At 32.7% G+C, this 24,969-nt stretch carries 21 protein-coding genes; 15 read left to right on the top strand and 6 right to left on the bottom strand.

Annotation, left to right across the window (positions count from 1 at the left end):
- Positions 1 to 41: 41 nt before the first annotated feature.
- From FHS04_RS04665 to FHS04_RS04655, 3 genes are all read right to left on the bottom strand, one after another.
- On the bottom strand, positions 42 to 2,054 hold the full coding sequence (locus FHS04_RS04665; RefSeq protein WP_106680249.1) for a fumarate reductase/succinate dehydrogenase flavoprotein subunit: 2,013 nt from the start codon (positions 2,052 to 2,054) through the stop codon (positions 42 to 44).
- Between the two features lie 13 nt (positions 2,055 to 2,067).
- Positions 2,068 to 2,742 carry a succinate dehydrogenase cytochrome b subunit gene (locus FHS04_RS04660; protein ID WP_027879127.1) on the bottom strand — a complete coding sequence of 225 codons (675 nt, stop codon included), beginning with the start codon at positions 2,740 to 2,742 and terminating at the stop codon, positions 2,068 to 2,070.
- A gap of 108 nt (positions 2,743 to 2,850) precedes the next feature.
- Positions 2,851 to 5,694 carry a WD40/YVTN/BNR-like repeat-containing protein gene (locus FHS04_RS04655; RefSeq protein WP_106680251.1) on the bottom strand — a complete coding sequence of 948 codons (2,844 nt, stop codon included), beginning with the start codon at positions 5,692 to 5,694 and terminating at the stop codon, positions 2,851 to 2,853.
- Positions 5,695 to 5,795: 101 nt separating this feature from the next.
- On the opposite strand from FHS04_RS04655, the gene FHS04_RS04650 reads away from it, so the two are divergent.
- From FHS04_RS04650 to FHS04_RS04640, 4 genes are all read left to right on the top strand, one after another.
- Positions 5,796 to 7,088 carry an aminopeptidase P family protein gene (locus FHS04_RS04650; RefSeq protein WP_106680253.1) on the top strand — a complete coding sequence of 431 codons (1,293 nt, stop codon included), beginning with the start codon at positions 5,796 to 5,798 and terminating at the stop codon, positions 7,086 to 7,088.
- A gap of 171 nt (positions 7,089 to 7,259) precedes the next feature.
- Complete coding sequence (locus tag FHS04_RS04645) at positions 7,260 to 8,084, top strand: ABC-three component system protein (RefSeq protein WP_106680254.1); 825 nt, start codon at positions 7,260 to 7,262, stop codon at positions 8,082 to 8,084.
- The gene (locus FHS04_RS14430) at positions 8,081 to 8,311 is read left to right on the top strand and encodes an ABC-three component system middle component 6 (RefSeq protein WP_106680256.1); all 231 of its coding nucleotides are present in this window, start codon (positions 8,081 to 8,083) and stop codon (positions 8,309 to 8,311) included. The genes FHS04_RS04645 and FHS04_RS14430 overlap by 4 nt, the downstream gene beginning before the upstream one ends.
- Positions 8,302 to 9,999 carry a DUF2326 domain-containing protein gene (locus FHS04_RS04640; RefSeq protein WP_106680258.1) on the top strand — a complete coding sequence of 566 codons (1,698 nt, stop codon included), beginning with the start codon at positions 8,302 to 8,304 and terminating at the stop codon, positions 9,997 to 9,999. The genes FHS04_RS14430 and FHS04_RS04640 overlap by 10 nt, the downstream gene beginning before the upstream one ends.
- 47 nt (positions 10,000 to 10,046) lie before the next feature.
- On the opposite strand, the gene FHS04_RS04635 is transcribed toward FHS04_RS04640, so the two are convergent.
- A complete protein-coding gene (locus FHS04_RS04635) occupies positions 10,047 to 11,375 on the bottom strand; it encodes an aspartate kinase (RefSeq protein WP_106680260.1) in 1,329 nt (442 codons plus the stop codon).
- Between the two features lie 102 nt (positions 11,376 to 11,477).
- Here FHS04_RS04635 and FHS04_RS04630 point away from each other — a divergent pair, with 102 nt between their 5' ends.
- On the top strand, positions 11,478 to 12,134 hold the full coding sequence (locus tag FHS04_RS04630) for a hypothetical protein (protein ID WP_106680262.1): 657 nt from the start codon (positions 11,478 to 11,480) through the stop codon (positions 12,132 to 12,134).
- On the opposite strand, the gene FHS04_RS04625 is transcribed toward FHS04_RS04630, so the two are convergent.
- Complete coding sequence (locus FHS04_RS04625) at positions 12,135 to 13,685, bottom strand: serine hydrolase (protein WP_106680264.1); 1,551 nt, start codon at positions 13,683 to 13,685, stop codon at positions 12,135 to 12,137. It lies immediately after the preceding gene.
- An 82-nt stretch (positions 13,686 to 13,767) separates the two neighbouring features.
- Here FHS04_RS04625 and FHS04_RS04620 point away from each other — a divergent pair, with 82 nt between their 5' ends.
- Entirely contained in the window at positions 13,768 to 14,547 is a 780-nt protein-coding gene (locus FHS04_RS04620) for an alpha/beta fold hydrolase (protein WP_106680266.1), read from the top strand.
- 101 nt (positions 14,548 to 14,648) lie between these two features.
- Complete coding sequence (locus FHS04_RS04615; protein ID WP_106680268.1) at positions 14,649 to 14,927, top strand: hypothetical protein; 279 nt, start codon at positions 14,649 to 14,651, stop codon at positions 14,925 to 14,927.
- Here FHS04_RS04615 and thiL read toward each other — a convergent pair.
- Complete coding sequence (gene thiL / locus FHS04_RS04610; protein ID WP_106680270.1) at positions 14,924 to 15,979, bottom strand: thiamine-phosphate kinase; 1,056 nt, start codon at positions 15,977 to 15,979, stop codon at positions 14,924 to 14,926. The two genes, FHS04_RS04615 and thiL, sit on opposite strands and share 4 nt — an antisense overlap.
- Before the next feature lie 158 nt (positions 15,980 to 16,137).
- On the opposite strand from thiL, the gene FHS04_RS04605 reads away from it, so the two are divergent.
- The 8 genes from FHS04_RS04605 to mzmL all read left to right on the top strand — a co-directional run bounded on the left by FHS04_RS04605 (position 16,138) and on the right by mzmL (position 24,968).
- Positions 16,138 to 17,688 (top strand): choice-of-anchor B family protein, encoded by a 1,551-nt coding sequence (locus tag FHS04_RS04605; protein ID WP_106680272.1) that lies wholly within the window; start codon positions 16,138 to 16,140, stop codon positions 17,686 to 17,688.
- A 4-nt stretch (positions 17,689 to 17,692) separates the two neighbouring features.
- On the top strand, positions 17,693 to 18,961 hold the full coding sequence (locus FHS04_RS04600) for a choice-of-anchor B family protein (protein ID WP_106680274.1): 1,269 nt from the start codon (positions 17,693 to 17,695) through the stop codon (positions 18,959 to 18,961).
- Positions 18,962 to 20,317, top strand: coding sequence for a hypothetical protein (locus tag FHS04_RS04595; protein WP_106680275.1), 1,356 nt, complete (start codon positions 18,962 to 18,964; stop codon positions 20,315 to 20,317).
- Positions 20,318 to 21,091 carry an MbnP family protein gene (locus tag FHS04_RS04590; protein WP_106680278.1) on the top strand — a complete coding sequence of 258 codons (774 nt, stop codon included), beginning with the start codon at positions 20,318 to 20,320 and terminating at the stop codon, positions 21,089 to 21,091.
- A 6-nt stretch (positions 21,092 to 21,097) separates the two neighbouring features.
- Entirely contained in the window at positions 21,098 to 22,177 is a 1,080-nt protein-coding gene (locus FHS04_RS04585) for a cytochrome-c peroxidase (RefSeq protein WP_106680280.1), read from the top strand.
- Positions 22,178 to 22,282: 105 nt separating this feature from the next.
- Complete coding sequence (locus FHS04_RS04580; RefSeq protein WP_027879140.1) at positions 22,283 to 22,612, top strand: HesB/IscA family protein; 330 nt, start codon at positions 22,283 to 22,285, stop codon at positions 22,610 to 22,612.
- Positions 22,613 to 22,633: 21 nt separating this feature from the next.
- Positions 22,634 to 24,082 (top strand): Fe-S cluster assembly protein SufB, encoded by a 1,449-nt coding sequence (sufB, locus tag FHS04_RS04575; RefSeq protein ID WP_106680282.1) that lies wholly within the window; start codon positions 22,634 to 22,636, stop codon positions 24,080 to 24,082.
- 13 nt (positions 24,083 to 24,095) lie between these two features.
- A complete protein-coding gene (gene mzmL / locus FHS04_RS04570) occupies positions 24,096 to 24,968 on the top strand; it encodes a quorum-quenching N-acyl-homoserine lactonase MzmL (protein WP_106680284.1) in 873 nt (290 codons plus the stop codon).
- The last annotated feature ends 1 nt before the right edge of the window (position 24,969 follow it).

Genomic DNA, 24,969 nt, shown 5'->3' with positions numbered 1-24,969 from the left:
GTTTAAATCTGTGTCTAACATCTCTTACCTCAATACTTAATCTATTTATAACTTCTTTGTTTTAACTCAATATCGTTAAATTCTAATTCTTCTTTATGTAGTTGAGCCTCACTTGGTTGCCCTTTGTATTCCCAAGCAGCAACATAAGCAAAGTTTTCGTCATCACGTTTTGCCTCACCTTTTTGTTCTCCACTTTCTTCAACAAAGTCTTCTCTAAAGTGTCCACCACAAGATTCTTCACGGTGTAACGCATCTTTAGCAAATAACTCTCCTAACTCTAAGAAATCTGCTACACGACCAGCTTTAGCTAACTCTTCATTAAATTCGTTAGCAGTTCCTGGTACTTTAACTTCTTTCCAAAATTCTTCACGTAAGGCTTTAATTTCTGAAATAGCTTCAGTTAGTCCTTTTACGTTACGTGCCATTCCTACTTTATTCCACATGATTTTTCCTAATTTCTTGTGGAAATAATCTACAGAGTGCTTTCCTTCATTATTCACAAAAAACTCTATACGCTCTCGTACGTTTTTTTCTGCTTCTTCAAATTCTTTAGATTCTGTAGATATAGGTCCTGTTCTAATATCGTCTGCTAAATAATCACCAATTGTATAAGGCAATACAAAGTAACCATCTGCTAATCCTTGCATTAATGCAGATGCACCTAAACGGTTAGCTCCGTGATCAGAGAAATTAGCTTCACCAATTGCATATAATCCTGGTACTGTTGTTTGTAAATTATAGTCTACCCAAAGTCCACCCATTGTATAGTGTACTGCAGGATAAATCATCATTGGTGTTTCGTATGGATTTTGATCTACAATTTTTTCGTACATCTGGAATAAGTTACCATATTTAGTTTTGATAACTTCTTGCCCTAATTTTTTTACTAAAGCAGCATCGTTTTCGTCTAATCCTTTAACGTGTGCTTGCTCTTTACCGTAACGTGTTATTGCAGAAGCAAAATCTAAGTACACTGCTTCTCCTGTTGCGTTTACACCATAACCTGCATCACAACGTTCTTTAGCTGCACGAGAGGCAACATCACGAGGTACAAGGTTACCAAATGCTGGGTAACGACGCTCTAGGTAATAATCTCTATTTTCTTCAGCAATTTCTGTTGGTTTTAATCGTCCTTCTCTAATTGCTTTTACATCTTCTATATTTTTTGGTACCCAGATACGTCCATCATTACGTAATGATTCTGACATTAACGTTAGCTTAGACTGATGATCACCTGAAACAGGAATACAGGTTGGATGTATTTGAGTATAGCATGGGTTTGCAAAGTATGCACCGCGTTTATGTGCTTTCCAAGCTGCTGTTACGTTACTACCCATTGCATTTGTTGATAAGAAAAATACATTACCGTATCCACCAGTACCTAAAACTACTGCGTGAGCTGAGTGACGCTCGATTTCACCTGTAACTAAATTACGAGTAATGATACCTCTTGCTTTACCGTCTACAATTACTACATCTAGCATTTCATGACGGTTGTACATTTTTATTTTTCCACGTCCTATTTGACGGTTCATTGCAGAGTAAGCTCCTAATAATAATTGCTGACCTGTTTGTCCTGCTGCGTAAAATGTACGAGATACTAACACTCCACCAAAAGAACGGTTGTCTAATAATCCACCATATTCACGAGCAAAAGGTACTCCTTGAGCTACACATTGGTCAATGATATTTGCAGAAACTTCTGCTAAACGGTATACGTTTGCTTCTCTAGAACGGTAATCTCCTCCTTTTACAGTATCGTAAAATAAACGATAGTTAGAGTCACCATCTCCTTGATAATTTTTGGCAGCGTTAATACCACCTTGTGCTGCAATAGAGTGCGCACGTCTTGGTGAATCTTGAAAGCAAAATGCTTTTACGTTATAACCTAACTCTGCTAAAGTAGCAGCAGCAGATCCACCAGCTAATCCAGTACCAACAACAATAACATCAATAAGACGCTTGTTAGCTGGGTTAACTAAATTAATATTATTTTTATGATTAGTCCATTTGTCTGCAATTGGACCCTTAGGTACTTTTGAATCTAAACTCATAGTCAACTATTTTTTAGTGATTAAAATGGTGAAATAATGCGATAAAAATAAATCCTAGCGGAATTAATATAGCATAGGCTTTACCAAAACCTTTTAATCCTTTTGTATATTTATTGTTAGCTCCAACCGACTGAAATGCCGAGTTAAAACCGTGAAGTAAATGCAGTGCTAAGAATACAAAACCTAGACAGTATAAAGCAACTCTCCAGATTGGTTCAAATTTATGCACTAACTCTTCGTAATATCTAAACTCACCATTAGGTAATGTTCCAGACATATCACCAACAATATACTTAGTATTGATTTCTGGAAACCAAAAATCGATAAAGTGAATAATTAAGAATACTAAAATGAAGCCTCCGCTCCAGATCATATTTCTACTCATCCAAGTAGAATTTGCACTACCATTGTTTTTAGCATAGCTAATTTGACGTGCTTTCTTATTTTTAATTTCTAAAACAAATCCCATGATGAAGTGAAAAACTACCCCAAAAATTAAAACAGGCTGCAATACAAACTGTATTAACCAAAACGTACCCATGAAGTGTGATACTTCATTAAACGTATCTGGGCTAAAAACAGATAAGATATTGATTGCGAAGTGTTGAAGAATAAAAATCATAAGAAAGAATGCCGAAAGTGCCATAGCAACCTTTCTTCCTATTGAAGAATTTAAAATTCCGCTCATTGTGTATATGGTTATTTTTTCTTTTTACAAAGATAAGCCTCAGAGCAATTTATAACAAATTAAAAGCTTTATTTACGCTATTTAGAATGAGTTTAATTAACCTGAGTTTTACTTTACTTCAAACGTTTTAGATGTATTATTGATTTTTACAAAATACTTACCTTTAGGCAAATAAAATTTTCCGTTTTTAGCTTTATTAATAACAAGAGAAGTGTTCTCCTTTAAAAGCTTTTTCTTTGCTTTTTCTGTAATCTCTAAACCATAATCTACATAATTAAATCCTTTATTTAATTTAACATTGTCACTATGTAGAACTGTACCTTTTTCTGTTACTATATTAAAATCTGCTTGACCTGAATTATTACTATAAAACTCGACAACTACTTTTGGTTCAAACGGTTTAGCCCATTTATTCCAACTACTTCCCCAACGTCCAGAATATCTAATATTATTTATATCAAAAATTGAAATGTTTTGAGATGCACTTTCAACATCATCATATTTTTGAAGATTAGCCACATTGGTTTTATAAATACTTCTTCCGTGTGTTGCCAACAACAAATCATTAGTGTCTTCATGAATCACTAAATCATGTACAGCAACTGCTGGTAAACCTTTAGAAAACGCTTGCCAAGTTTCACCTTTATTAAAAGATACATATGCACCGTTATCGGTTCCTAAATACAATATATTTTGATTTACTGGATCTTCTTTAATCACGTTTACTGGAGACATTGGTACGTTTGAAGAAATATTTTTCCATGTTTGACCATAATCATCAGATCTATAAATATAGACTGAAAAATCATCCCAACGGTAACCGTTTAATGTAGCATAAACACGTTCTTTTTTATGCGAAGATGCTATAACACGACTTACCCATAGATCTTTAGGAAAAGATGTAGAAATATTTTGCCAAGATGCTCCTCCATTTTTTGTTATATGAAGTAAACCATCATCGCTACCTGCATAAATTAACCCAAATTGAAATGGTGATTCACTAATACTAGTTAATGTGCCATAGGCTACGTTTCCTTTTTTACCACCTTTAGTTAAATCGTCGCTAATAGCTTCCCAAGTATTTCCTTGATCTAAAGAACGCATTAATTTATTACCTCCTAGATACAAAATATCCTGATTATGACTTGATAGCTGTATCGGAGTTTGCCAGTTAAAACGATAAGGGCTTTCGCCTAATTGATGCTTTGGTTGTATGTAAGTTTGCTCTTCGGTATCTAGATTTAGACGGTAATAATTCCCAAACTGATAACCTGTATAAACAATATTTGGATTACGGTTATCAATTTCAATTTGCATACCATCTCCTCCCATAATCATTTCCCAAGGATATTGTCCATATTGTTGCCAACTTCTGTCTTCTGGTGCGTTGTTTGCACCTTTCCATACACCATTATCCTGCAAACCTCCATATACATTATATGGTGTTTGATTATCTACATTAATAGCATAAAATTGCCCAACGGATGGTGAGTTATTTTTTATCCAAGTATCACCATCATCATATGTAATATTTACTCCACCATCGTTACCATTAATTAAATGATTTGGATTCTTTGGATTAATCCAAAGCGCATGATGATCTGCATGTACATTTTCTGCAGAAATCGAAGTAAATGTTTTACCACCATCCTTAGATTTTAAAATAGGCACACCATAAATATATAGATGTTCTTTATTAGCAGGCGATACATAAATATGTCCAAAATAGTATCCGTAACTATAATATAAATCGTCTATATAATCATCGTGAGTTTTACTCCAAGTTATTCCTCCATCAGTACTTTTATATACTTCTGCGCCAATAACAGGCGTATCAAACAACATAGAGTTTGCATCTTCTAGATATGTTGCTATATCTGCAGGTTTTACATTACCGCTGCGCACCATTTGTTTAACGTTTTCTGCTCTGTATTTTTCTTGAAATCCGTTAGTCTTTAAAAAATTATTCAACTTTTTATCTTCTAATTTTAAAAACACATCTGTAGTCATCGATTTAAAATCGTCTTTCTGCAATCCGTTACTTTCATCTTTTTCACCTTCAGATGGTCTTCTAAATTGACTATCATGTATAGCATAAACAATATTACTGTCGTAAACTGCTAATCCTATTCGACCAACACCATTCCCAGTAGGAAAACTACTTTTTTCTGTAGATACTTTTTGCCAAGTTTCACCTGCATCGGTACTTTTATATATTGCCGAGTTATTTCCGCTTCCATCAAAATTCCAAGCTTTTCTATCCTTAGTCCAAGACGAAGCAAACATGATATTATAATCGTTTGGAGCATGTTGCATGTCAATAATTCCGCTAACATCATCTATATATAATGTTTTGGTCCATGTTTTACCTCCATCTTTAGTTTTGTAAACACCTCTATCTACGCTTTTAGAATACAAACTACCCGTTACACCAACAACCACTTCTTCTGGATTATTAGGATTAATTAATATACGTCCAACGTGTTGCGAGTTTGGTAAACCAACATGTTGCCAAGATTTTCCGTTATCAGTAGATTTAAGTATTCCTATACCAGCGTAAGACGATCGTGAGGCATTGTTTTCCCCAGTTCCTACCCAAATAGTTCTAGTGTTCCAATCTACAGCAATATCACCAACATTTTGGGTTTGCGCATTGTCTAAAATAGGTGTAAAAGACGTACCATTATTTGTAGTGTGCCAAACGCCACCAGATGCGTAACCAACATAAAATTCGGTTGGATTTTCTGGATTTACAGCCAAATCTACCACGCGACCACTCATAACTGTAGGTCCAATATTTTCAAAAGGTACATTTTTAACTAAAGAAGCGTTTACAAGTTCTTTTTTATTAATTAAAGCTTGTTGTACCTCTCTTGAAGTCGTTAAGTTTTGTTGTGCTTCAACACTAAAAGTAAAAAGTGCTGTTAAGATTAACAGAAGTTTAAGTTTCATAGTTAGTATATTTTTCTTTAAAGATAATTAATCTTCTTATTTTTGAAGTAAATAAATAGATAATAACTTTTCGCTTTCGCGGAAAGTAAAACAATATCACAATGAAATACCATAAAATAGAGAAAGAACTTTTTATAAAAAATCGTAAAAATTTTGCTGCAAAAATGCTTCCTAGCAGTTTAGCAGTTTTTAACTCTAACGATATTTATCCAATTGGTGCAGATAGCACGTTACCGTTTCAGCAAAACCGAGATCTTTTTTATTTAAGCGGCGTAGATCAAGAAGAAAGTATACTTGTTATTTTTCCTGATTGCCCAAACCCAAAACATCGCGAAATCTTATTTTTAAAAGAAACTAACGACCATATTGCTGTTTGGGAAGGCGAAAAATTAACCAAAGAAAAAGCGTTTGAAACTAGCGGTATCAAAACCGTATACTGGTTACAAGATTTAGATAAAATTTTATTCGAAATCATGACGCAATGCGATACTGTTTACATTAATACTAACGAGCATTACCGTGCTAATGTTGAAACCGAAACACGCGAAGATCGTTTTACAAAAAAACTTAAAGACCGTTTTCCTGCACATCGTGTAGCAAAAAGCAACCCGATTTTACAACGTTTACGCTCTGTAAAAGATCAAATTGAAATTGACTTAATACAAAACGCTTGTAACATTACCGAAAAAGGTTTTAGACGTATTTTAGAGTTTGTAAAACCTGGTGTTATGGAATTTAACATTGAAGCCGAGTTTATGCATGAGTTTTTAAACAATCGCTCTCGTGGTTTTGCTTACACACCAATTGTTGCATCTGGAAACAATGCTAACGTATTACACTACATTGAAAATAATCAAGAGTGTAAAGCAGGTGATTTAATCCTATTAGATGTTGGTGCAGAATATGCTAATTACAGTAGTGACATGTCACGTACTATACCTGTATCTGGTAAATTTACAGCACGCCAAAAAGAAGTTTACAACGCTGTTAACCGTGTAAAAAAAGAAGCTACAAAACTACTTACACCAGGAACCATTTGGGCAGATTACCACGTAGAAGTTGGTAAATTAATGACTAGCGAGTTAATAGGTTTAGGTTTATTAGATAAAGCCGATGTACAAAACGAAAACCCAGATTGGCCAGCTTACAAAAAATACTTTATGCACGGTACGTCTCACCACATGGGATTAGACACACATGATTACGGTATTTTAACCGAGCCTATGCAAGCTAACATGGTCTTTACTGTAGAGCCAGGTATTTATATACCTGATGAAGGTTTTGGTATTAGACTAGAAGACGATGTAGTTATCCAAGAAACTGGAGAACCTTTTAACTTAATGAGAAATATCCCAATTGAAGCAGATGAAATTGAGGAGATTATGAATAAATAATAGTCTTTGAATGAGATTAAAAAAGCGAACCAAATGGTTCGCTTTTTTTTGTGAGTTTGAATTTTTATTCTATATTCGTTTAAAAATCATCGTTAAACTGAAAATTTGATTTTTTAATTTCATTTTGTTTTCATATTCTAAACTAGAATATTAAAATCCTATATTTGCTGAGTGGGAAAAGGACCAAGAAATTATAGCCAACTGACTACCAAAAGACTGTATAGTTTATCTGGAAATCAATGTGCATTTCCAGGGTGTACCACTACTTTTACAAGTCCTGAAAACGATACAAATTTATCTAATATATGTCATATCTCTGGAGCAGAAAAAGGAGGTGAACGATATGACCCAAACATGACAGATAAGGAAAGAGCCAGCTACGACAATTTAATTTTGTTATGTGCAAATCATCATATCGCAACTAATGATGTTTTAAAACACACAGTTTCATCTTTGAAACTAATGAAACAAAATCATGAAAAGGATATTTTAAAAAAAATTGGAACAACTGATATTTTAAACAAATATCCATCCTCTTTAGCTGTAGTTATTAATCATATCAGCTCTATAAGCCTAGATAATGTTGAAACATTAACTTCAACAAACACTTACAGCCCAGATAAAAAAGTCGATTATAATAATGTTATAGTTTACAGACCAATTCTTGAACAGTATAAAGTTTATCATGGAAAATTGAATAAAATTTATTCAGAAATTGAAAAACAAGGTTCTTTTAAAAAAGAATTACTTTTACAAAATATCAATAACCTTTATTTAAGAGCTAAAGGAGAAATTCTCGGAAAAGTTTCGACTATTGAAAAGGTTCGAGAAAATGCAGACAAACTAATTGAGCTTGTCGAAAACTATTTATGGGAATTATTCGAAAAAAGTCCAAATGCAAAGGAAGACATTCCTTTTGAAGCTGTTAATATTGGCATGAAGATTATAATCGTTGATGCATTTGTTCGTTGTAAAATTTTAGAAGAGCCTATATGATTTTAAATAAAGACATAAATCCAGAACATTCTTTATACTTTATCGGTTCATTAATAATTAGTGAACTAACAAATTCTAGAAATGAAAAATTTGATTTTCTAGAGTTATATCGTGGTATTCAAAATAGTCAAACGGTTTCAATGAACATATTCACTCTTAGTTTAGATTGGTTATATTTAAATGGTGTAGTTGACATCGACAAAGGAAAAATTAAAAAATGTTTCTAAAACTTTTAAAAATAGAAAATGACAAAAACGTCATAAGAGAAGTTCCATTTCATAAAGGGATAAATTTAATAGTTGATGAAACTAATACTGATAATGAGCAAGAGTCTGGCAACAATGTTGGAAAAACAACTGCAATTCGTCTAATAGACTTTTGTCTAGGCGGCAAAGGGAAAAATATATACCAAGACCAAGAATTTAAAAATAAAGGAAACAATATCATTGAAAACTTTCTTAAAAACAATAATATAATTATCACCTTAATTTTAAAAGAAGATTTAGATGTCGATAATTCAAGGGAAATTACTATTCGTAGAAATTTTTTAACAAGAAAAGACAAAATTCAAGAAATTAATGGAGAACAGTTTAATGATGAGAATTTTAAAATAAAATTAAAGGAGTTAATTTTTGATTCTGATAAACCAAAACCGACTTTCAGACAACTTATTGCAAAGAATATTAGAGATGAGAAAAACAGATTAGTCAATGCTGTAAAAGTTCTACACTTTAACACAACCGCAGATGAGTATGAACCTCTATATCTTTTTTGGCTAGGTATTGACTTAGATGATGCTGACAAAAAACAACGATTGCTATCTCAAAAAAAGATTGAAGAAAATTTACAAAAAAGGTTGAGAAAAGAAAGTAACCTTTCACAAATTGAACAGTCACTAACTGTAATTAATCGTACTATTTCCGATTTAGAAATTACAAAAGAAAATTTCAACATTAATGAAAATTATGATGGTGACTTATCTTCTTTAAATTTAATTAAATCTCAAATCAATAAAATTTCTACTGAAATAAGTCAAATCGAAATACGCAAGGAACTTATTGAAGAGAGTAAAGCTGAACTTGAAAAAGAATATTCAAATATTGATGTATATCAAATTCAATTTCTGTATAAAGAAGCAAAAATTCTAAACCCTTCTATTCAAAAATCATTTGAAGAAACATTGAATTTCCATAATTCAATGCTTTTAGAAAAAATTAATTTCATAACTGAAGAACTTCCAGTTTTAAATGAGTCAATTATATTAAAGAGGAGAGAACTACAAGAATTATTAATAAATGAGGAAAAATTTACAACTAAACTAAAAAAATCTGGTGCTGTTTCAGAACTTCAAACAATAATTACAAATCTAAATGTAGCATATGAGAAAAAAGGTAATCTTGAAGAGCTAAAAAGATTATGGAAAAACTCAATGGATAAATTAGACGACATTTCTACTCAATTAAGTGAGATAGATAAATCTATTACTGATAAAGATGGTTTAATTCAAGAACGAATTTCTGAATTTAATAAATATTTTTCTTCAATTTCTAATAAGTTATATGGGGAACAATTTGTTATGAGTTCAGAAAAAACCGAAAAAGGTTATGAACTAAATATAACTAGTATTAGTGGAAATTTAGGAACAGGCAAAAAGAAAGGGCAGATTGCAGCGTTTGATTTAGCATATATTCAATTTGCCGATTCTTTAGACATTGAATCGCTACATTTCATCATTCATGACCAAATAGAGACAGTACATGGAAACCAAATTTTGAATTTAATGACCACTATCATTAATGAAATAAATTGTCAATATATAGCACCTGTTCTTCGTGACAAACTTCCAACTGACATAGATACTAGTATTTATGAAGTGTTGAAATTATCACAAGAAAACAAACTATTTAAAATATAAAAACCCATAAAAAACGAGCCCAAAAGCTCGTTTTTTTTTAAATCAACTTAAACTAAAACTTGGTTATTTTCAAAGACATAGCGTTGTAGTTTTTTAAGGGTTTCTACTTTATCGCTAGTATTAATTAATAGTGAGATATTATTATTGCTTCCGCCGTAAGAAATCATTCTTACATTAACATCTTGTAAAATTTGAAACAGATTAGGTGTATCAGGATGATAAACAATTGCGTTTCCTACCAAACATACAATACTCATAAAATCGTCTACCTCAACATGCGCAAAAGCATTAAGCTCATTTACAATGTCTTGTAAATAGGTAGTGTTGTCTATAGTTAATGATACTGCAATTTCAGACGTGGTAATCATATCTATAGACGTTTCGTAACGCTCAAAAATTTCAAAAACTTTCTTTAAAAATCCGTGCGCTAATAACATTCTTGCCGACTTAATTTTGATTGCCGTAATGCCATCTTTTGCAGCTATTGCCTTAATACCTTCGCCATGTACTTGGTTAGTAATTAATGTACCGTGTGCATTTGGCGACATGGTATTTTTTAATCGCACAGGTATATCAAAAGCACTAACTGGCATTACCGTTTGCGGATGCAGAATTTTGGCTCCAAAATATGCCAACTCAGCAGACTCGTCAAAAGACAAATTAGAGATTGCTGTTGTGTTTTCTACAAAACGCGGATCGTTATTATGAAACCCATCAATATCGGTCCAAATTTGTACTTCTTCAGCTTTTAATATTGCACCAATTATAGTTGCGGTGTAATCGCTTCCGCCACGTTGTAAATTAGCAATATTACCATCTGCATCACGACAAATAAAACCTTGTGTGATATAGATTTGAGATTCGGAATTCTCAAAAAGGATGCGGTTTAAATTTTGTTGAATATAAAAATTATCAGGCTCGTTAGTTTTATCAATTCGCATAAAATCTAATGCCGAAATCAAACAAGCATCTATACCTTCTTGATGTAAATATCTAGTAAAGATATAGGTTGATAATCTTTCACCTTGTGCTACAAATGTATTGTATGTTAAGCGATTATATTCATTATTGGTATTTTGAGTTAAAACCTCAAAAATATTAGATACATACGCATTAACTTCTGCATTAAATGTTGGATTAGTTATTAATTGATCTATAGTATTTTTATAAGTTTGATGTAATTGATCAAGTAACACTACTGCTTCTTCGGCATTATTTTGCTTCAATAGCTCAGAAATATTAACCAACGCATTTGTTGTGCCAGACATTGCAGATAATACAACCACTTTTTTCTTACCATCATTAATAATGTTTTTTACATTAATCATGCTTTCTACACTACCTACAGATGTACCGCCAAATTTTAATACTAACATTTTTTTATTATTTAGACTGCTAAACTACTATTAACCTTAGCAATAGCCTTAAAAATGAAAAAATTATACTACTTTTACACAAATTGTTAAATAATTAACATCATGAAAACTATTTCATCTTGCGTTGAAGATATCTTAATTGCTCAACCATTTTTAGAAGAAGCTTTAACACGCAGTATTATAAATTATTCTGCTTTAGCAGAAGAGCTACGCGAACCTATTAGCAATATGCTAAGAAAACCCGTAAAGTCTGGCGCTATTATGATGGCATTAAGACGTTACAATACACCAAATAATTTACGTCATTCTTTAAAACTAAAAACGACGCTTCAAAAACTTGGTGATATTACGGTACGTTCTAACCTTAGTGATTTTACGTTTCAAAACTCGGAAACCTTAATACAATGTCACACCAAAATTTTAGAACAAGTCGAAACAAATAAAGATATTTTTTATGCGTTTACTAGAGGAATTTACGAGAGTAACATTATTATTTCTAGCTCAGAAAACAAGCAAGTTTTAAAACGTTTTAAAGATGAAATTCAAATAGGACTGCAAGAAGGTTTATCTGCTATTAGTGTAAGATTACCTAAAGACAACTCTAAAGTATCTGGTTTGTATTATCAAATTTTTAAGCGCTTGGCTTGGGAAAACATCCCAATTTACGAAGTAGTTTCTACTACCAATGAGTTTACTATATTGGTTGAAGATCACGTGGTAGATAAAGCGTTTTCTGTGATTAAAAATTTGAAGAATTAACTACTTCGTTCTCTTTAAAAACAAATCTTCAAAATCGTAACTAAAATCTGTAATTGGTGCAATTGGTTTTAGGGTAGCGCTTTGTGCTTTTCCTTTTTCATCAAAAGTAAATTGCATAAAGCAATCGGCATCATAACTACGATTATCCCATTTTACAACAAATGTTGTGGCGTTATATGGTAATAATTCACCTTTAATAGTTTTAGAATTTATAGCTGAAATTCTTAAATTTTCACCTTCTTTTTTAATTACCATATCACCAAACCAAGCATCGGTAAATGTACCTGTAATTTGTTCTGGTTTAGGTATGATTGGGCTTGATTTCATCATTTCAACTTTATTAAACACTTCGGTTTTAATACTATCGTTGTACTTATACCAATCTTCATTGCTTTGCCCTAATTTGTCTAACCAGTGTCTGTCTTCGTAACCTAAATACGTGTCTTTAATGGTGTTGGTTATAGTGGTAAATGCAGAACCATTCATTTGATTAGTTAAGACAACAATTCCTAAATTTAGTTCTGGTATGATAGTAAATTGGGTCACTGTTCCTAATAACCCGCCAGTGTGATACACTTGTTTATATCCGCCTTTTACATCGGTTACAAACCAACCTAAACCATACCCTCTAAAATTAGAATTGTAACTGTCATTGGCTCTAACTTTTAATGGTGTTTGTAGTTGCCAAAGCTCGTGTAATTGATCTTTACTTAATAATCGTGTTCCGTTTTCGGTTACAGCATCATTCATTAAAAATTTTGCCCAAGTTAGCATATCGGTAACGTTACTTACAATTCCACCAGCAGCATTAGCAGTATCATCCCAATCATGCGGAATTTCTTCTAATTTACCATCAGCCATCGTATGCGCTTCGATTATATTAGACTTATCGGTCACGCGACTGTAAGCAGCTTTACTGTTAGTCATCCCAACAGGTTTTAATATTTTAGTTTCTATAAAATCTTCCCAAGATAATCCGCTTACACGTTTTAAAACTTCACCAGCAACGATAAACATATTGTTATTGTATTCAAACGTACTTCTAAACGAGGTACTTGGCTCGATATACTTTAAATTATCAATTACTTTTTGCACATCAAAATGGTCGTTTTCTGGAAAAAACATTAAATCTCCTGCACCTAAACCTAGTCCACTTCTGTGCGTAACCAAATCTCTAACCGTAAAATTTTGGGTTACCCAAGCATCGTATAGTCTAAATTCAGGAATGTGTTTTGTAACTTTATCGTCCCAACTTAATTTACCTTGGTCTACCATAATTGCTAATGCAAAACAGGTAAACCCTTTACTGTTTGACGCAATACCGACTAAGGTGTTTTCATTCATTTCTTTTTGGTTAGACAATGCTCTAACACCATGTCCTTTTGCGTAAACCACTTTTCCATCTTTTAAAATCCCAACAGAAATACCAGGAACATCAAAGGTTTTTAAAGTTTTTTCTACTAATTTATCTAATTGCTTTTCTTCGATTTGAGCTTGTAAAGACAAACATGTAAAAAAGGCAAAAATGAAAGTGATTTTATTAATTTTCATTTTAAAAATTTTAAGTTGAAAGTCTTCAAATATAATAAATCCTTGAGCTACTTTTTACGCTCTTAACTTATATTTGCAAACTATGACAACAACCTACAAAAACATTACGGTTTCTTATAACGATATTGGTCAAGGTGATACAATAGTATTAATCCATGGTTTTTTAGAAAACAGCACCATGTGGAATGCTTTAGTTGACACATTAAAATATACTAACAGAATAATAACTGTAGATTTATTAGGTCATGGTCAAACCGATTGCTTGGGTTATATTCATACTATGGAAGATAATGCAGACATGATACACGCATTGATTACCCAATTAAATATTAAAAACTTTACAGTAATAGGTCATTCTTTAGGCGGTTACGTTGCTTTGGCTTTCGCCGAAAAACATCCAGAATACATTAATGGGTTATGCTTAATGAACTCGACACCATTTGCTGATAGCCTGTTACGTTATGATACTAGAACACGAGCTATAAAAGCAGCAAAGAGAAACTACGAAAGCTTGGTTAGTATGTCTATTAGTAATTTATTTTACGAAAAAAATAGAGAATTATTTAGTGAAGACATTGAAGCCTTAAAAACAGAAGCTTTAAAAACACCTTTGCAAGGTTATATTGCCACTCAAGAAGGTATGAAGCTAAGAAAAGATAGAACCGAAGTTTTAAAACAACTTAACTGTAAAAAACTAATTATTGCCGGTAAAAACGACCCAATTTTAAGCTTAGAAAATCTTGAATCTTTAAAACCTATTAATCTTCTAAATATTAGCATTTTAGAAGGCGGACATATGTCTTATATTGAAAATGAAAGTGATTTCTTACAAGAAATAGTGCATTTCATCGAAAAAACATAACTTTTTGTCGGTGTTTTAGATTTTATTATTTACATTCGAAATGTTAACTACTACATTTTTAATCTTTTAGCCCCAAAGCTATCTAAAACAAACATATACCGATGAGAAAAGTAGACAACCAAACAACTAATCGCAGTAGTCTATACTGCGCTATTTTTGGACACAACTTTCAGGTGAGTAAAAACATCACCTATCATGTTAAAGAGTACAAATGTTGCAATTGTAAAAAAGAAATGACCACTAATAGCAACGGTGACTTAACAGAATTAACTCCTAAATTTAAAGAAATTAATTCCGTTTTAAAACGAATACATAACAACAAACTAATTAGGTTATCTAGACAAAGGATTGATTACCCTCAAATTAAAATGACGTCTTAATCTTCTGTAGATTTAAAACTTTTCCATCCTTGAGCTTGTAACTCAATCTTTTGATCTGCTCTTGTAACTAAATGTGCACCTGCATTTTTTTCAGTAATATAACCAATGACAGTTAAATTTGGATTTGCTTTTATTTTCGGGAAATCTTCTTGGCTTATCGTCATTAAAAGCTCATAATCCTCACCTCCGTTTAAAGCTATTGTAGTACTATCGATATTAAATTCTTCACACGTAGATATAACTTGAGGATCTAAAGGTATTTTGGTTTCGTATAGATCACAACCTACGTCACTATTTTTACATATATGAAGTATTTCTGAAGATAAACCATCACTAATATCAATCATAGATGTAGGTTTTACATCTAAATCCTTTAATAACTTAACAATATCCTTTCTTGCTTCTGGTTTAAGTTGTCTTTCTACCAAATAAGTATACTGATCTAAATCTGGTTGATTTTGAGGGTTTACTTTAAACACTTCTTTTTCGCGTTCTAAAACTTGAAGTCCTAAATAAGCAGCACCTAAATCTCCGGTAACCACAAGTAAATCGTTTGGTTTAGCACCACTACGATATACCTCATTATCTTTATCTACATGACCTATTGCTGTAACAGAAATAACTAATCCAGATGTAGAACTTGTAGTGTCTCCTCCTACTAAATCTACGTCATAAATATTGCAAGCTGTTTGTATACCTGCGTAAAGCTCTTCTATAGCCTCTAACGGAAACCTATTAGAAACCGCAATAGACACAGTAACTTGAGAAGCTTGTGCATTCATTGCATAAATATCAGATAAATTAACCATAACTGATTTGTAACCTAGGTGCTTTAAAGGCATGTAGGATAAATCAAAATGCACACCTTCAACTAAAAAATCTGTTGATACTACAACTTTATCTCCTTTAAAATCTAAAACAGCAGCGTCATCGCCAATTCCTTTAATAGTTGATGATTGTTTGATTTCAAAATTTTTAGCTAAATGGTCTATCAAGCCAAATTCTCCTATTTGACCTAAATCTGTACGTTGTTGATTTTTATCTTCTATCATAGTGCAAAAATACTAAGGCTATTTTAAAAGGTAGGTAAAAAGTAAGATTAATTGTTATAATTAATAGTTAGCATAAATCTAAATTAACTACAAATTTTACTTAATTATTAGTATTTCTGTTAAATTTGCTAAAATCTCTATATCAGAACTTAACCTAAATGAATTATTTAAAAAAATTACCATTTTTAGCTTTTAGTCTTTTTATTTGTTTAGCTCATGCACAATCTCCATGTGAAAATGGATTTGCCATACACACATTGGAAGGTGTAACTACATCTTACCCTTGCAACGGTTACGACTTGCTATCTAGAGTACCAATTTCTGTCTTAGCAACCACATTAGGTACAGAAGAAGGTAGTGATATTTGGGGATGGACAGATCCGTTAGACGGAAAAGAATATGCTATTATTAGCACAACAAATAGCACTGCTTTTGTTGATGTTTCAGACCCAATTAATCCAATTTTTTTAGGCAGAGTTGAAACCGCTAACGGAAACACATCCTATTGGCGAGATGTAAAAGTATATGATAATCATGCTTATATTGTTGCTGATGGTGTAGGTAATCATGGCATGCAAGTTTTTGATTTAACCAATTTAAGAAATGGTCCAAATCCGGATTTAACATTTACTAGTGCTATAAATGATGGTGGAGTTGTAGTATTTAGTGGCGATAACGGAATTAACATTGGCAGCTGTCATAATATAGTTATCAATGAAGATGACGCAACCGCTTATCTGGTAGGTTGTAACGCAGTTAGTGGCGGACCTATATTTGTAGACATTTCTAACCCTAGCTCACCAACTATTAGTGGTAGTTACGCCGCAAGCGGATATACACATGACGCACAAGTTATAACTTATAATGGACCAGACACAAACGCTAGTAATGTTACTGGAGTTTCTAGTTATATAGGCAGACAAATTTTAGCAGCTAGTAATGGAGGATCTAATGATAAAGTTGTGTTTTTAGATGTTACAGACAAAAGCAATCCGCAGTTTATTTCAGAAATTACATATCCAAGTCCAGGTTATGCACATCAAGGTTGGTTTACAGAAGATCATAAATATTTCATTTTTGGAGACGAAACAGACGAAATGAATTTTGGAAACAACACACGAACTTTAGTGTTTGATGTTAATGATTTAGATAACCCATCATTATTATCAACATATTATGGACCTTCAGATGCAATAGATCATAATGGTTACATTAAAGGTAACAAGTTTTACTTAGCAAATTATCGTGCTGGCATGCGTGTAGTAGATATTTCAACAGTAAACACAACTTCTAACTCCATGACAGAAATTGGTTATTTTGATACTTACCCATCTAGTAACAGCACAGCTTTTAATGGTGCGTGGAGTATCTACCCTTATTTCGCAAGCGGTAATATCATTATTAGTGATATAGAAAGAGGCTTATTTGTGGTTAGAGAAAGTGAGAATGCATTAAATACTAAAGAATTTGAAATTACTAATAATTTTTCAATGTCTCCTAACCCAACGAAGGGTAAAAGTAAATTAACAAGTAACAGCACAAAAAAAATAATGACTGTTCAAATATTTAATGTACTTGGTAAAAAGGTATTTGATAAAAACAATATCAATGCCAGAAACTTCGTTTTACCAACAGACAATTATAACAATGGGATTTATATTGTCAGAATAAACGATAGGACATCTAAAAAATTGATAATCAATAAATAACAAAATGAACAACTTTAAGCTTAAAATAAAACACTATTACAAAACATTAAGTTTAATAGTTTTTCTTTTATTAAACCTTAGCTGTTCAGAAAATGAAGAGCTCACCTCAACACAGCCTAACAACAGTACACAAAGCTCTCAATCACCCTGTATTGATGGATTAGCAGGAAATTATCCCTGTAATGGCTTTGATTTAATGGGAGAAATAGATGTTCTAACTTTAAGCGGATCTACTGCAGCAAGAGGTAATGATATTTGGGGATGGACAGACCCATCAACCCAAAAAGAATATGCAATAGCCGCTTTAACTAACAGCACAGCATTTATAGATGTTACTGATGCAACAAACCCTATATTTTTAGGTAGACTTGAAACAAACACAACTTCAAGTATATGGAGAGATGTTAAAACTTATAATAACTACGCTTTTATTGTTGCAGATAATGCAGGCACGCATGGGATGCAGGTCTTTGATCTTACTAGGCTAAGAAACCTTACTTCTACACCAGTAACATTTACTGCAGATACAACCTTTAATGGTGTAGATAGCTGTCACAACATAGTCATTAATGAAGAGGAAGGTGTAGCATACCTTGTTGGATGTACCAATAATAATGGAGGTCCTATATTTGTAGACATTACTGACCCTTTAAACCCGACATACTTAGGGGAATATAACTCAGCAGGCTACTCTCATGATGCGCAAGTTGTAACTTATAACGGACCAGACAGCGACTATACTGGACATCAAATATACATAGGTAGTAATGGCAATACAGATCAAGTTGTAATTTTAGACGTTACAGATAAGTCTAACATCACTCAAATAAGCAGTATATCTTATCCTCAAACAGCTTATGCACATCAAGGCTGGTTTACAGAGGATCAAGCCTATTTTATTTTAGGTGATGAGGTAGACGAAATTACCTATGGCTTTAACACAAAGACTTTAGTTTTTGACTTTAACGATTTAGATAACCCTTCATTATCTTCAACATATTTTGGACCAACTCCTGCAATTGATCATAACGGCTATGTAAAAGGAAACGAATATTATTTAGCCAACTATCGTGCAGGTCTAAGAGTATTAGACATTAGTAATGTGTCTGCAGCATCCAACGCTCTTGTAGAAACTGGTTTTTTTGATACTTACCCTGCAGATGATAATCCTGATTTTAATGGCGCATGGAGTGTATATCCTTATTTTGAGAGTGAAAATATAATAATAGGAGATATTGATGCTGGACTTTTAATTGTTAGAAAAAGTAATTAAATGAAATATATTTATCTAATCATAATTGCTTTAGCATTAGTTTTAACTTCTTGTAAAACTGAAGATGACACACCTCAACCTCAACAAGAACAAGAAACTCCAGAAGTGACAACAACAGGTAGCATAGAAAACATATCAACTTTTGGCGGTTCAAAAAATGATAGCGCAGAAGCAGTAATAAAAACATCTGATGGCGGATACGCTGTTGTTGGATATACACAATCTGTAAATGGCGATATTACAAACAAATCTGACGAAAGTTATGATGCATGGTTATTAAAATTTGACGCTAACAACAATTTACTATGGAACAAAACTTACGGAGGTAGTAATGATGAAAAAGCTAATGATATTATCCAAACTAACGATGGTGGATTTATTGTAATAGGATACACTTTTAGCAACGATGGAGACGTAAGTAATAATGCTGGTCAACAAGATTTTTGGGTATTTAAAACAGATCCTCAAGGCAATATTGAATGGGAAAAAACTTATGGCTATTCTGGTTTAGATTACGGATTATCAATAATACAAACAAATGACAACGGTTATTTTTTAACAGGTGTTTTAGACGTTACTGCTTCTGGAGGAGAAGGTAACACCAGAAGCAATCAAACCTTACATGCTGGCGGCGACTATTGGGCTTTAAAAATAGATGAAACAGGCAACCTCCAATGGAGTAAATATTTTGGTGGTTCTTTCTCAGATACGCCTTACGACACGATACAAACAGAAGATAATGGCTTTATTATTATAGGATCCTCAGACAGCACCGATTTTGACGTTACAAACAACATCGGTTCTTACGATTTTTGGGTTATCAAAATAAATAGTCAAGGTATTTTAGAATGGAAAAAAAATTATGGTGGCTCTCAAATAGACGAAGCACGTAAGATAATAAAAACAAATAATGGTAATTATCTAATTGTTGGTGACACAAGAAGTGAAGATGCAGATATCTCAAACAGTTTAGGTGCGGCAGATGTATGGTCTATTATAATTGATGATTCTGGTCAACTTTTACAAGAAACCAACTATGGAGGAGAAAGTTTTGATGTTGGTCGGGCTGTTATTTCTGATTTAGAAAACGGATATCTTTACTGCGGAAGCTCTAGAAGTGGCACAGGACAACTCACCCAAAATAATGGACAAAACGACGTTTGGGTTTTTAAAACTAATTCTAATGGTGATTTAAATTGGCAAACATCAATTGGAGGAAGCAATATAGATTACGGACATGGAATTACTCAATTAGACAATGGTAAAATTGTAGTTGTTGGCGTCTCTAGCAGTAACGATATTGACATACCAGAAAACAAAGGTTTTGAAGACTTAATTATAACAACATTAAATTAAATGAAAAAATTAGCAACATTAATAGCTTTATTTTTAACTCTAACTGCATGTAGCGAAGATGCAGACGACAATGCTGTAGCAGAAACAAATGCTAGTGTTAGTTTTAAATTTACACACAATTGGAATGACCAATCATTAGATAGCTCTAACTTTGAAAACTTAGACCTTACAAACGAAAACGGAGAAGTAATAAACATTGACAGAGTAAGATACCTTATCTCTCGTATTGAATTAATTAATACCGACAACAACCTTAATTATGTATTTGATGGTTATAAATTTACAGATTTATCAAACGAAGATACATATGATTTCTCTCCAGAAACCAATGCCGTTCCACTAGGTAATTATCAACTTAAATTTATTTGGGGATTTAACGAACAAGATAATATAAACGGTGCTTATCCAGATTTAAATACTGCTTCTTGGAATTGGCCAGACATGCTTGGTGGCGGTTATCACTTTTTACAATTTGATGGCATGTATAATGTTAACACAACTAACCCTGCACCTTTTAACTATCATAATGGAACTGCAAGAGTAAGCGAAGGTGTTTTTGAGCAAAATTTTGCAACAATAATATTTTCAGAGTCATTCACTATTTCAAACAATGCAACAATTGAAGTTAAAATGAATATTGCCCAATTTTTTACCAATCCAAACACTTGGGATTTAAACGTATTAGACACACCACTAATGCCTAATTATACTGCACAAAAAATGATGCAAGAAAATGTATTATCTGTATTTAGCTTAGGTGAAATTATACAATAAATATTAATGAAATATTGGATTACATATTGCCTATTAACAATTATTATTTGTTCGTGTTCAAAATCTGAAGACATAACAAACAATAATGATGCTTATATACCTATACCTTATCAATTAGAAGTACCGCAACATTTTGACCAATTGTTAATAGATCCAATTATTCCTTTTGACAATCCAATGACAGAAGAAGGTGTTTCTTTAGGAAAACGCTTATTTTACGATCGTATTCTTTCTGTAGATAATACAAAAGCTTGTGCAAGTTGTCATATGCCACAAAATGGATTTTCAGACTCTAATAAATTTAGCATAGGTGTTTCAGGAAATTTTGGTAATCGCAATAGTATGCCTTTAATTAACTTAGCATGGAATTTTGATGACAAATACTTTTGGGACGGACGCGCATTAGGACTAGAACATCAAGCATTAGAACCTGTTACCAATCCAATTGAGCTAGAAAATCCTTCATGGAGTGATGTAGAAGACAGACTTAACAACCATCCAGAATATCCAAATTTATTCAACCAAGCGTTTGGTACTTCAACTATCACAAAAGACTTAGTGACAAAAGCAATTGCACAATTTGAGCGTACTTTAATTTCTGGTAATTCCAAATTTGATAAATTTCTAAATGGAGAAGCCACCTTAACTGCTCAAGAACAAGAAGGTTTAAATGTGTTTATGGATGAAGAACGTGGTGATTGTTTCCATTGTCATGGCAACCCTAACAATCCGCTTTGGACAGACAATCAATTTCATAACAATGGTCTAGATGCTACTTTTACAGACTTAGGCTTGGGTGCAGTTACAGGCAACCCTAATGATAATGGTAAGTTTAGGTCACCAACACTACGTAATTTAGCTTACACTCCACCATATATGCACGACGGTAGATTTCTAACATTAGACGATGTTATAGAACACTACAGTAGCGGTCTTCAAAATTCTTCAACTATTGATCCTTTAATGAAAAAAGTAGAGCAAGGTGGCGTTCAACTTTCAGAAGAAGACAAGAACAACTTAAAAGCTTTCTTGTTATCACTTTCTGACCCTTCATTTATAAACAATCCCGCATTTCTTCCTCAATAAGAAAAATCAATCTGCCTATTTATTAATATAATGTTACTAAATATGGTAAACAGAGACTTAAATTGTATCTTTGCATTCTATTTAGATAAACTCTAATAAACAGGTATGATAAAAGTTTCTGATACAGCAAAAAAGAAAGTCATCGAATTAATGAATGATGATGGCTTTAATCCTAGCACTGACTACATAAGAGTTGGTGTAAAAAGTGGTGGTTGCTCTGGTTTATCTTACGATTTAAAGTTTGACAAAACCAAAGCAGAAGAAGATAAAGTTTTTGAAGATAATGAGGTTAAAATTATTGTTGACAAAAAAAGTTTTTTATACCTAATAGGTACCACTTTAGAATATTCAGGAGGATTAAACGGAACTGGATTTGTGTTTAATAACCCTAATGCCAACCGTACTTGCGGTTGCGGAGAAAGTTTTTCACTTTAAAAAAAGAAGACAAAAATTACTATGTCAAAATATACTGAAGACGATTTAAGAGAAGAATTAAAAACTAAAGAATACGAATACGGTTTTTACACAGATATTGAATCTGACACCTTTCCTGTTGGTTTAAACGAAGACATTGTTCGTGCCATTTCGGTTAAAAAGGAAGAACCAGAATGGATGACCGAGTGGCGTCTTGATGCCTTTAAAACTTGGAAAGAAATGGTAGAACCAGAATGGGCAAACGTACATTACGAAAAACCAGATTTTCAAGCTATTTCTTATTACTCGGCTCCAAACAACAAACCTAAATACGATAGTTTAGACGAAGTAGATCCAGAATTATTAGACACTTTTAATAAACTTGGAATTTCTTTAGACGAACAAAAAAAATTAGCAGGTGTTGCTATGGATGTTGTTGTAGACTCTGTTTCTGTTGCAACTACATTTAAAAAGACATTAGCAGAAAAAGGTATTATTTTCTGTTCTATCTCTGAAGCTATTCGCGAATATCCTGATTTAGTAAAAAAATATATTGGTACCGTTGTGCCTAAAAAAGATAATTTTTATGCGGCATTAAATAGCGCTGTATTTAGTGATGGTAGTTTTTGCTACATCCCTAAAGGTGTAAGATGCCCAATGGAATTATCTACCTACTTCCGTATTAATCAAGCAGGAACAGGACAGTTTGAGCGTACATTAGTTGTAGCAGATCAAGGTAGTTATGTAAGCTATCTTGAAGGTTGTACAGCACCAAGTCGTGACGAAAACCAATTACACGCTGCAGTTGTAGAGCTTATAGCATTAGATGATGCCGAAATAAAATACAGTACCGTACAAAACTGGTTTCCTGGAAATGCCAAAGGAAAAGGTGGTGTTTATAACTTTGTAACCAAACGTGGTTTATGTGAGAAAAACGCAAAAATTTCTTGGACTCAGGTAGAAACAGGTAGTGCTGTAACTTGGAAGTACCCAAGCTGCGTATTAAAAGGAGACAACTCTGTTGGTGAGTTTTACTCTATTGCAGTAACTAATAATTTCCAACAAGCAGATACAGGAACTAAGATGATCCATCTTGGTAAAAACACAAAATCTACAATTATTTCTAAAGGGATTTCTGCAGGTAAATCTCAAAACTCTTACCGCGGATTAGTACAAATAGCAGGTCGCGCAGAAAATGCACGTAACTTCTCACAGTGTGATAGTTTGCTAATGGGTAACGAGTGTGGCGCACATACATTCCCATACATTGAAGCAAAAAATAAATCGGCACAAATAGAACACGAAGCTACAACAAGTAAGATTGGAGAAGATCAAATCTTTTATTGTAATCAACGTGGTATTGATACCGAAAAAGCAATTGCTTTAATCGTCAACGGTTTTAGTAAAGAAGTATTAAATAAATTACCTATGGAGTTTGCTGTAGAAGCGCAAAAACTTTTAGAAATTTCATTAGAAGGTTCTGTAGGATAATCAATTTTTAACTATGAAAAAACTAATCATTCTTCTTATTACCCTTTCTTTATTTATTGCTTGTAAAAAAGATAAAAAAGAAACTAATGTAGAGCAAACAGAAACAGAGGTTAAAAAAGAGCCTATCAAAATGTTTATGTTTGATGGTGGTACTGTTCAAGTTAACATGCTTGAAATTTTTTCTCAAGATGATGCTTATAAAGGACAATCAAAAACCTTTGCAGATGCATTTTATTTAATTCAGCATCCAGACGGTAACTTATTATGGGACGCAGGATTATCTGAAGATTTAATAGGAAAAGAACCATTTACAACTCCAGAAGGCGCTTTTACTGTAAGTAGAAAAACAGGAATTGAAGAACAACTAAAGTCAATAGGCTTATCAACCAATGATGTAAAATATATTGCCCTATCGCATACACATTTTGACCATTCTGGATCTGCATCTAAATTACCAAACGCCATTTGGATCGTTCAAGAAAACGAGTATAACTTTGTAACTAGCGAAGAACAAAAAAAACAAAGTCCAGACAACTTTAACGCGATAAAAAACTTAAAAGCTTTAAAGAAAATAAATGGTAATTATGATGTTTTTGGTGACGGAAGAGTTGTAATAGTATCAACTCCAGGTCATACGCCAGGTCACCAGTCTTTATTTGTAGATTTAGAACAAGAAGGACCATTAATGCTTACAGGAGACATGTACCACATGGAAGAAAGCAGAGAAAACTCTAGAGTACCAATCTTTAATCATGATGTTGATCAAACTTTAGCATCAATGGAAGTTTTTGAAACATTTGCAAAAGAAAAAGGAGCACGTGTTATTATACAACATTCAACAAAAGATTATAACAGTTTAAATCCAGCACCAGAACCAATTCAATAGT

Source organism: Mesoflavibacter zeaxanthinifaciens subsp. sabulilitoris, from assembly GCF_014191595.1.
Classification (GTDB): domain Bacteria; phylum Bacteroidota; class Bacteroidia; order Flavobacteriales; family Flavobacteriaceae; genus Mesoflavibacter; species Mesoflavibacter zeaxanthinifaciens.
Note: the sequence above shows the minus strand (reverse complement) of the source record. Positions and strands in the feature narration are given on the sequence as shown.

Bases quoted from the DNA above. Each gene is read 5' to 3' on its own strand.
- FHS04_RS04615 (WP_106680268.1), top strand. From the start codon at position 14,649: ATGAGAAAAGTAGACAACCAAACAACTAATCGCAGTAGTCTATACTGC.
- FHS04_RS14430 (WP_106680256.1), top strand. From the start codon at position 8,081: ATGATTTTAAATAAAGACATAAATCCAGAACATTCTTTATACTTTATC.
- FHS04_RS04580 (WP_027879140.1), top strand. From the start codon at position 22,283: ATGATAAAAGTTTCTGATACAGCAAAAAAGAAAGTCATCGAATTAATG.
- FHS04_RS04595 (WP_106680275.1), top strand. From the start codon at position 18,962: ATGAAATATATTTATCTAATCATAATTGCTTTAGCATTAGTTTTAACT.
- FHS04_RS04630 (WP_106680262.1), top strand. From the start codon at position 11,478: ATGAAAACTATTTCATCTTGCGTTGAAGATATCTTAATTGCTCAACCA.
- mzmL (WP_106680284.1), top strand. From the start codon at position 24,096: ATGAAAAAACTAATCATTCTTCTTATTACCCTTTCTTTATTTATTGCT.
- FHS04_RS04620 (WP_106680266.1), top strand. From the start codon at position 13,768: ATGACAACAACCTACAAAAACATTACGGTTTCTTATAACGATATTGGT.
- FHS04_RS04590 (WP_106680278.1), top strand. From the start codon at position 20,318: ATGAAAAAATTAGCAACATTAATAGCTTTATTTTTAACTCTAACTGCA.
- thiL (WP_106680270.1), bottom strand. From the start codon at position 15,979: ATGATAGAAGATAAAAATCAACAACGTACAGATTTAGGTCAAATAGGA.
- FHS04_RS04585 (WP_106680280.1), top strand. From the start codon at position 21,098: ATGAAATATTGGATTACATATTGCCTATTAACAATTATTATTTGTTCG.
- FHS04_RS04605 (WP_106680272.1), top strand. From the start codon at position 16,138: ATGAATTATTTAAAAAAATTACCATTTTTAGCTTTTAGTCTTTTTATT.
- sufB (WP_106680282.1), top strand. From the start codon at position 22,634: ATGTCAAAATATACTGAAGACGATTTAAGAGAAGAATTAAAAACTAAA.
- FHS04_RS04665 (WP_106680249.1), bottom strand. From the start codon at position 2,054: ATGAGTTTAGATTCAAAAGTACCTAAGGGTCCAATTGCAGACAAATGG.
- FHS04_RS04650 (WP_106680253.1), top strand. From the start codon at position 5,796: ATGAAATACCATAAAATAGAGAAAGAACTTTTTATAAAAAATCGTAAA.
- FHS04_RS04635 (WP_106680260.1), bottom strand. From the start codon at position 11,375: ATGTTAGTATTAAAATTTGGCGGTACATCTGTAGGTAGTGTAGAAAGC.
- FHS04_RS04640 (WP_106680258.1), top strand. From the start codon at position 8,302: ATGTTTCTAAAACTTTTAAAAATAGAAAATGACAAAAACGTCATAAGA.
- FHS04_RS04655 (WP_106680251.1), bottom strand. From the start codon at position 5,694: ATGAAACTTAAACTTCTGTTAATCTTAACAGCACTTTTTACTTTTAGT.
- FHS04_RS04600 (WP_106680274.1), top strand. From the start codon at position 17,693: ATGAACAACTTTAAGCTTAAAATAAAACACTATTACAAAACATTAAGT.
- FHS04_RS04660 (WP_027879127.1), bottom strand. From the start codon at position 2,742: ATGAGCGGAATTTTAAATTCTTCAATAGGAAGAAAGGTTGCTATGGCA.
- FHS04_RS04625 (WP_106680264.1), bottom strand. From the start codon at position 13,685: ATGAAAATTAATAAAATCACTTTCATTTTTGCCTTTTTTACATGTTTG.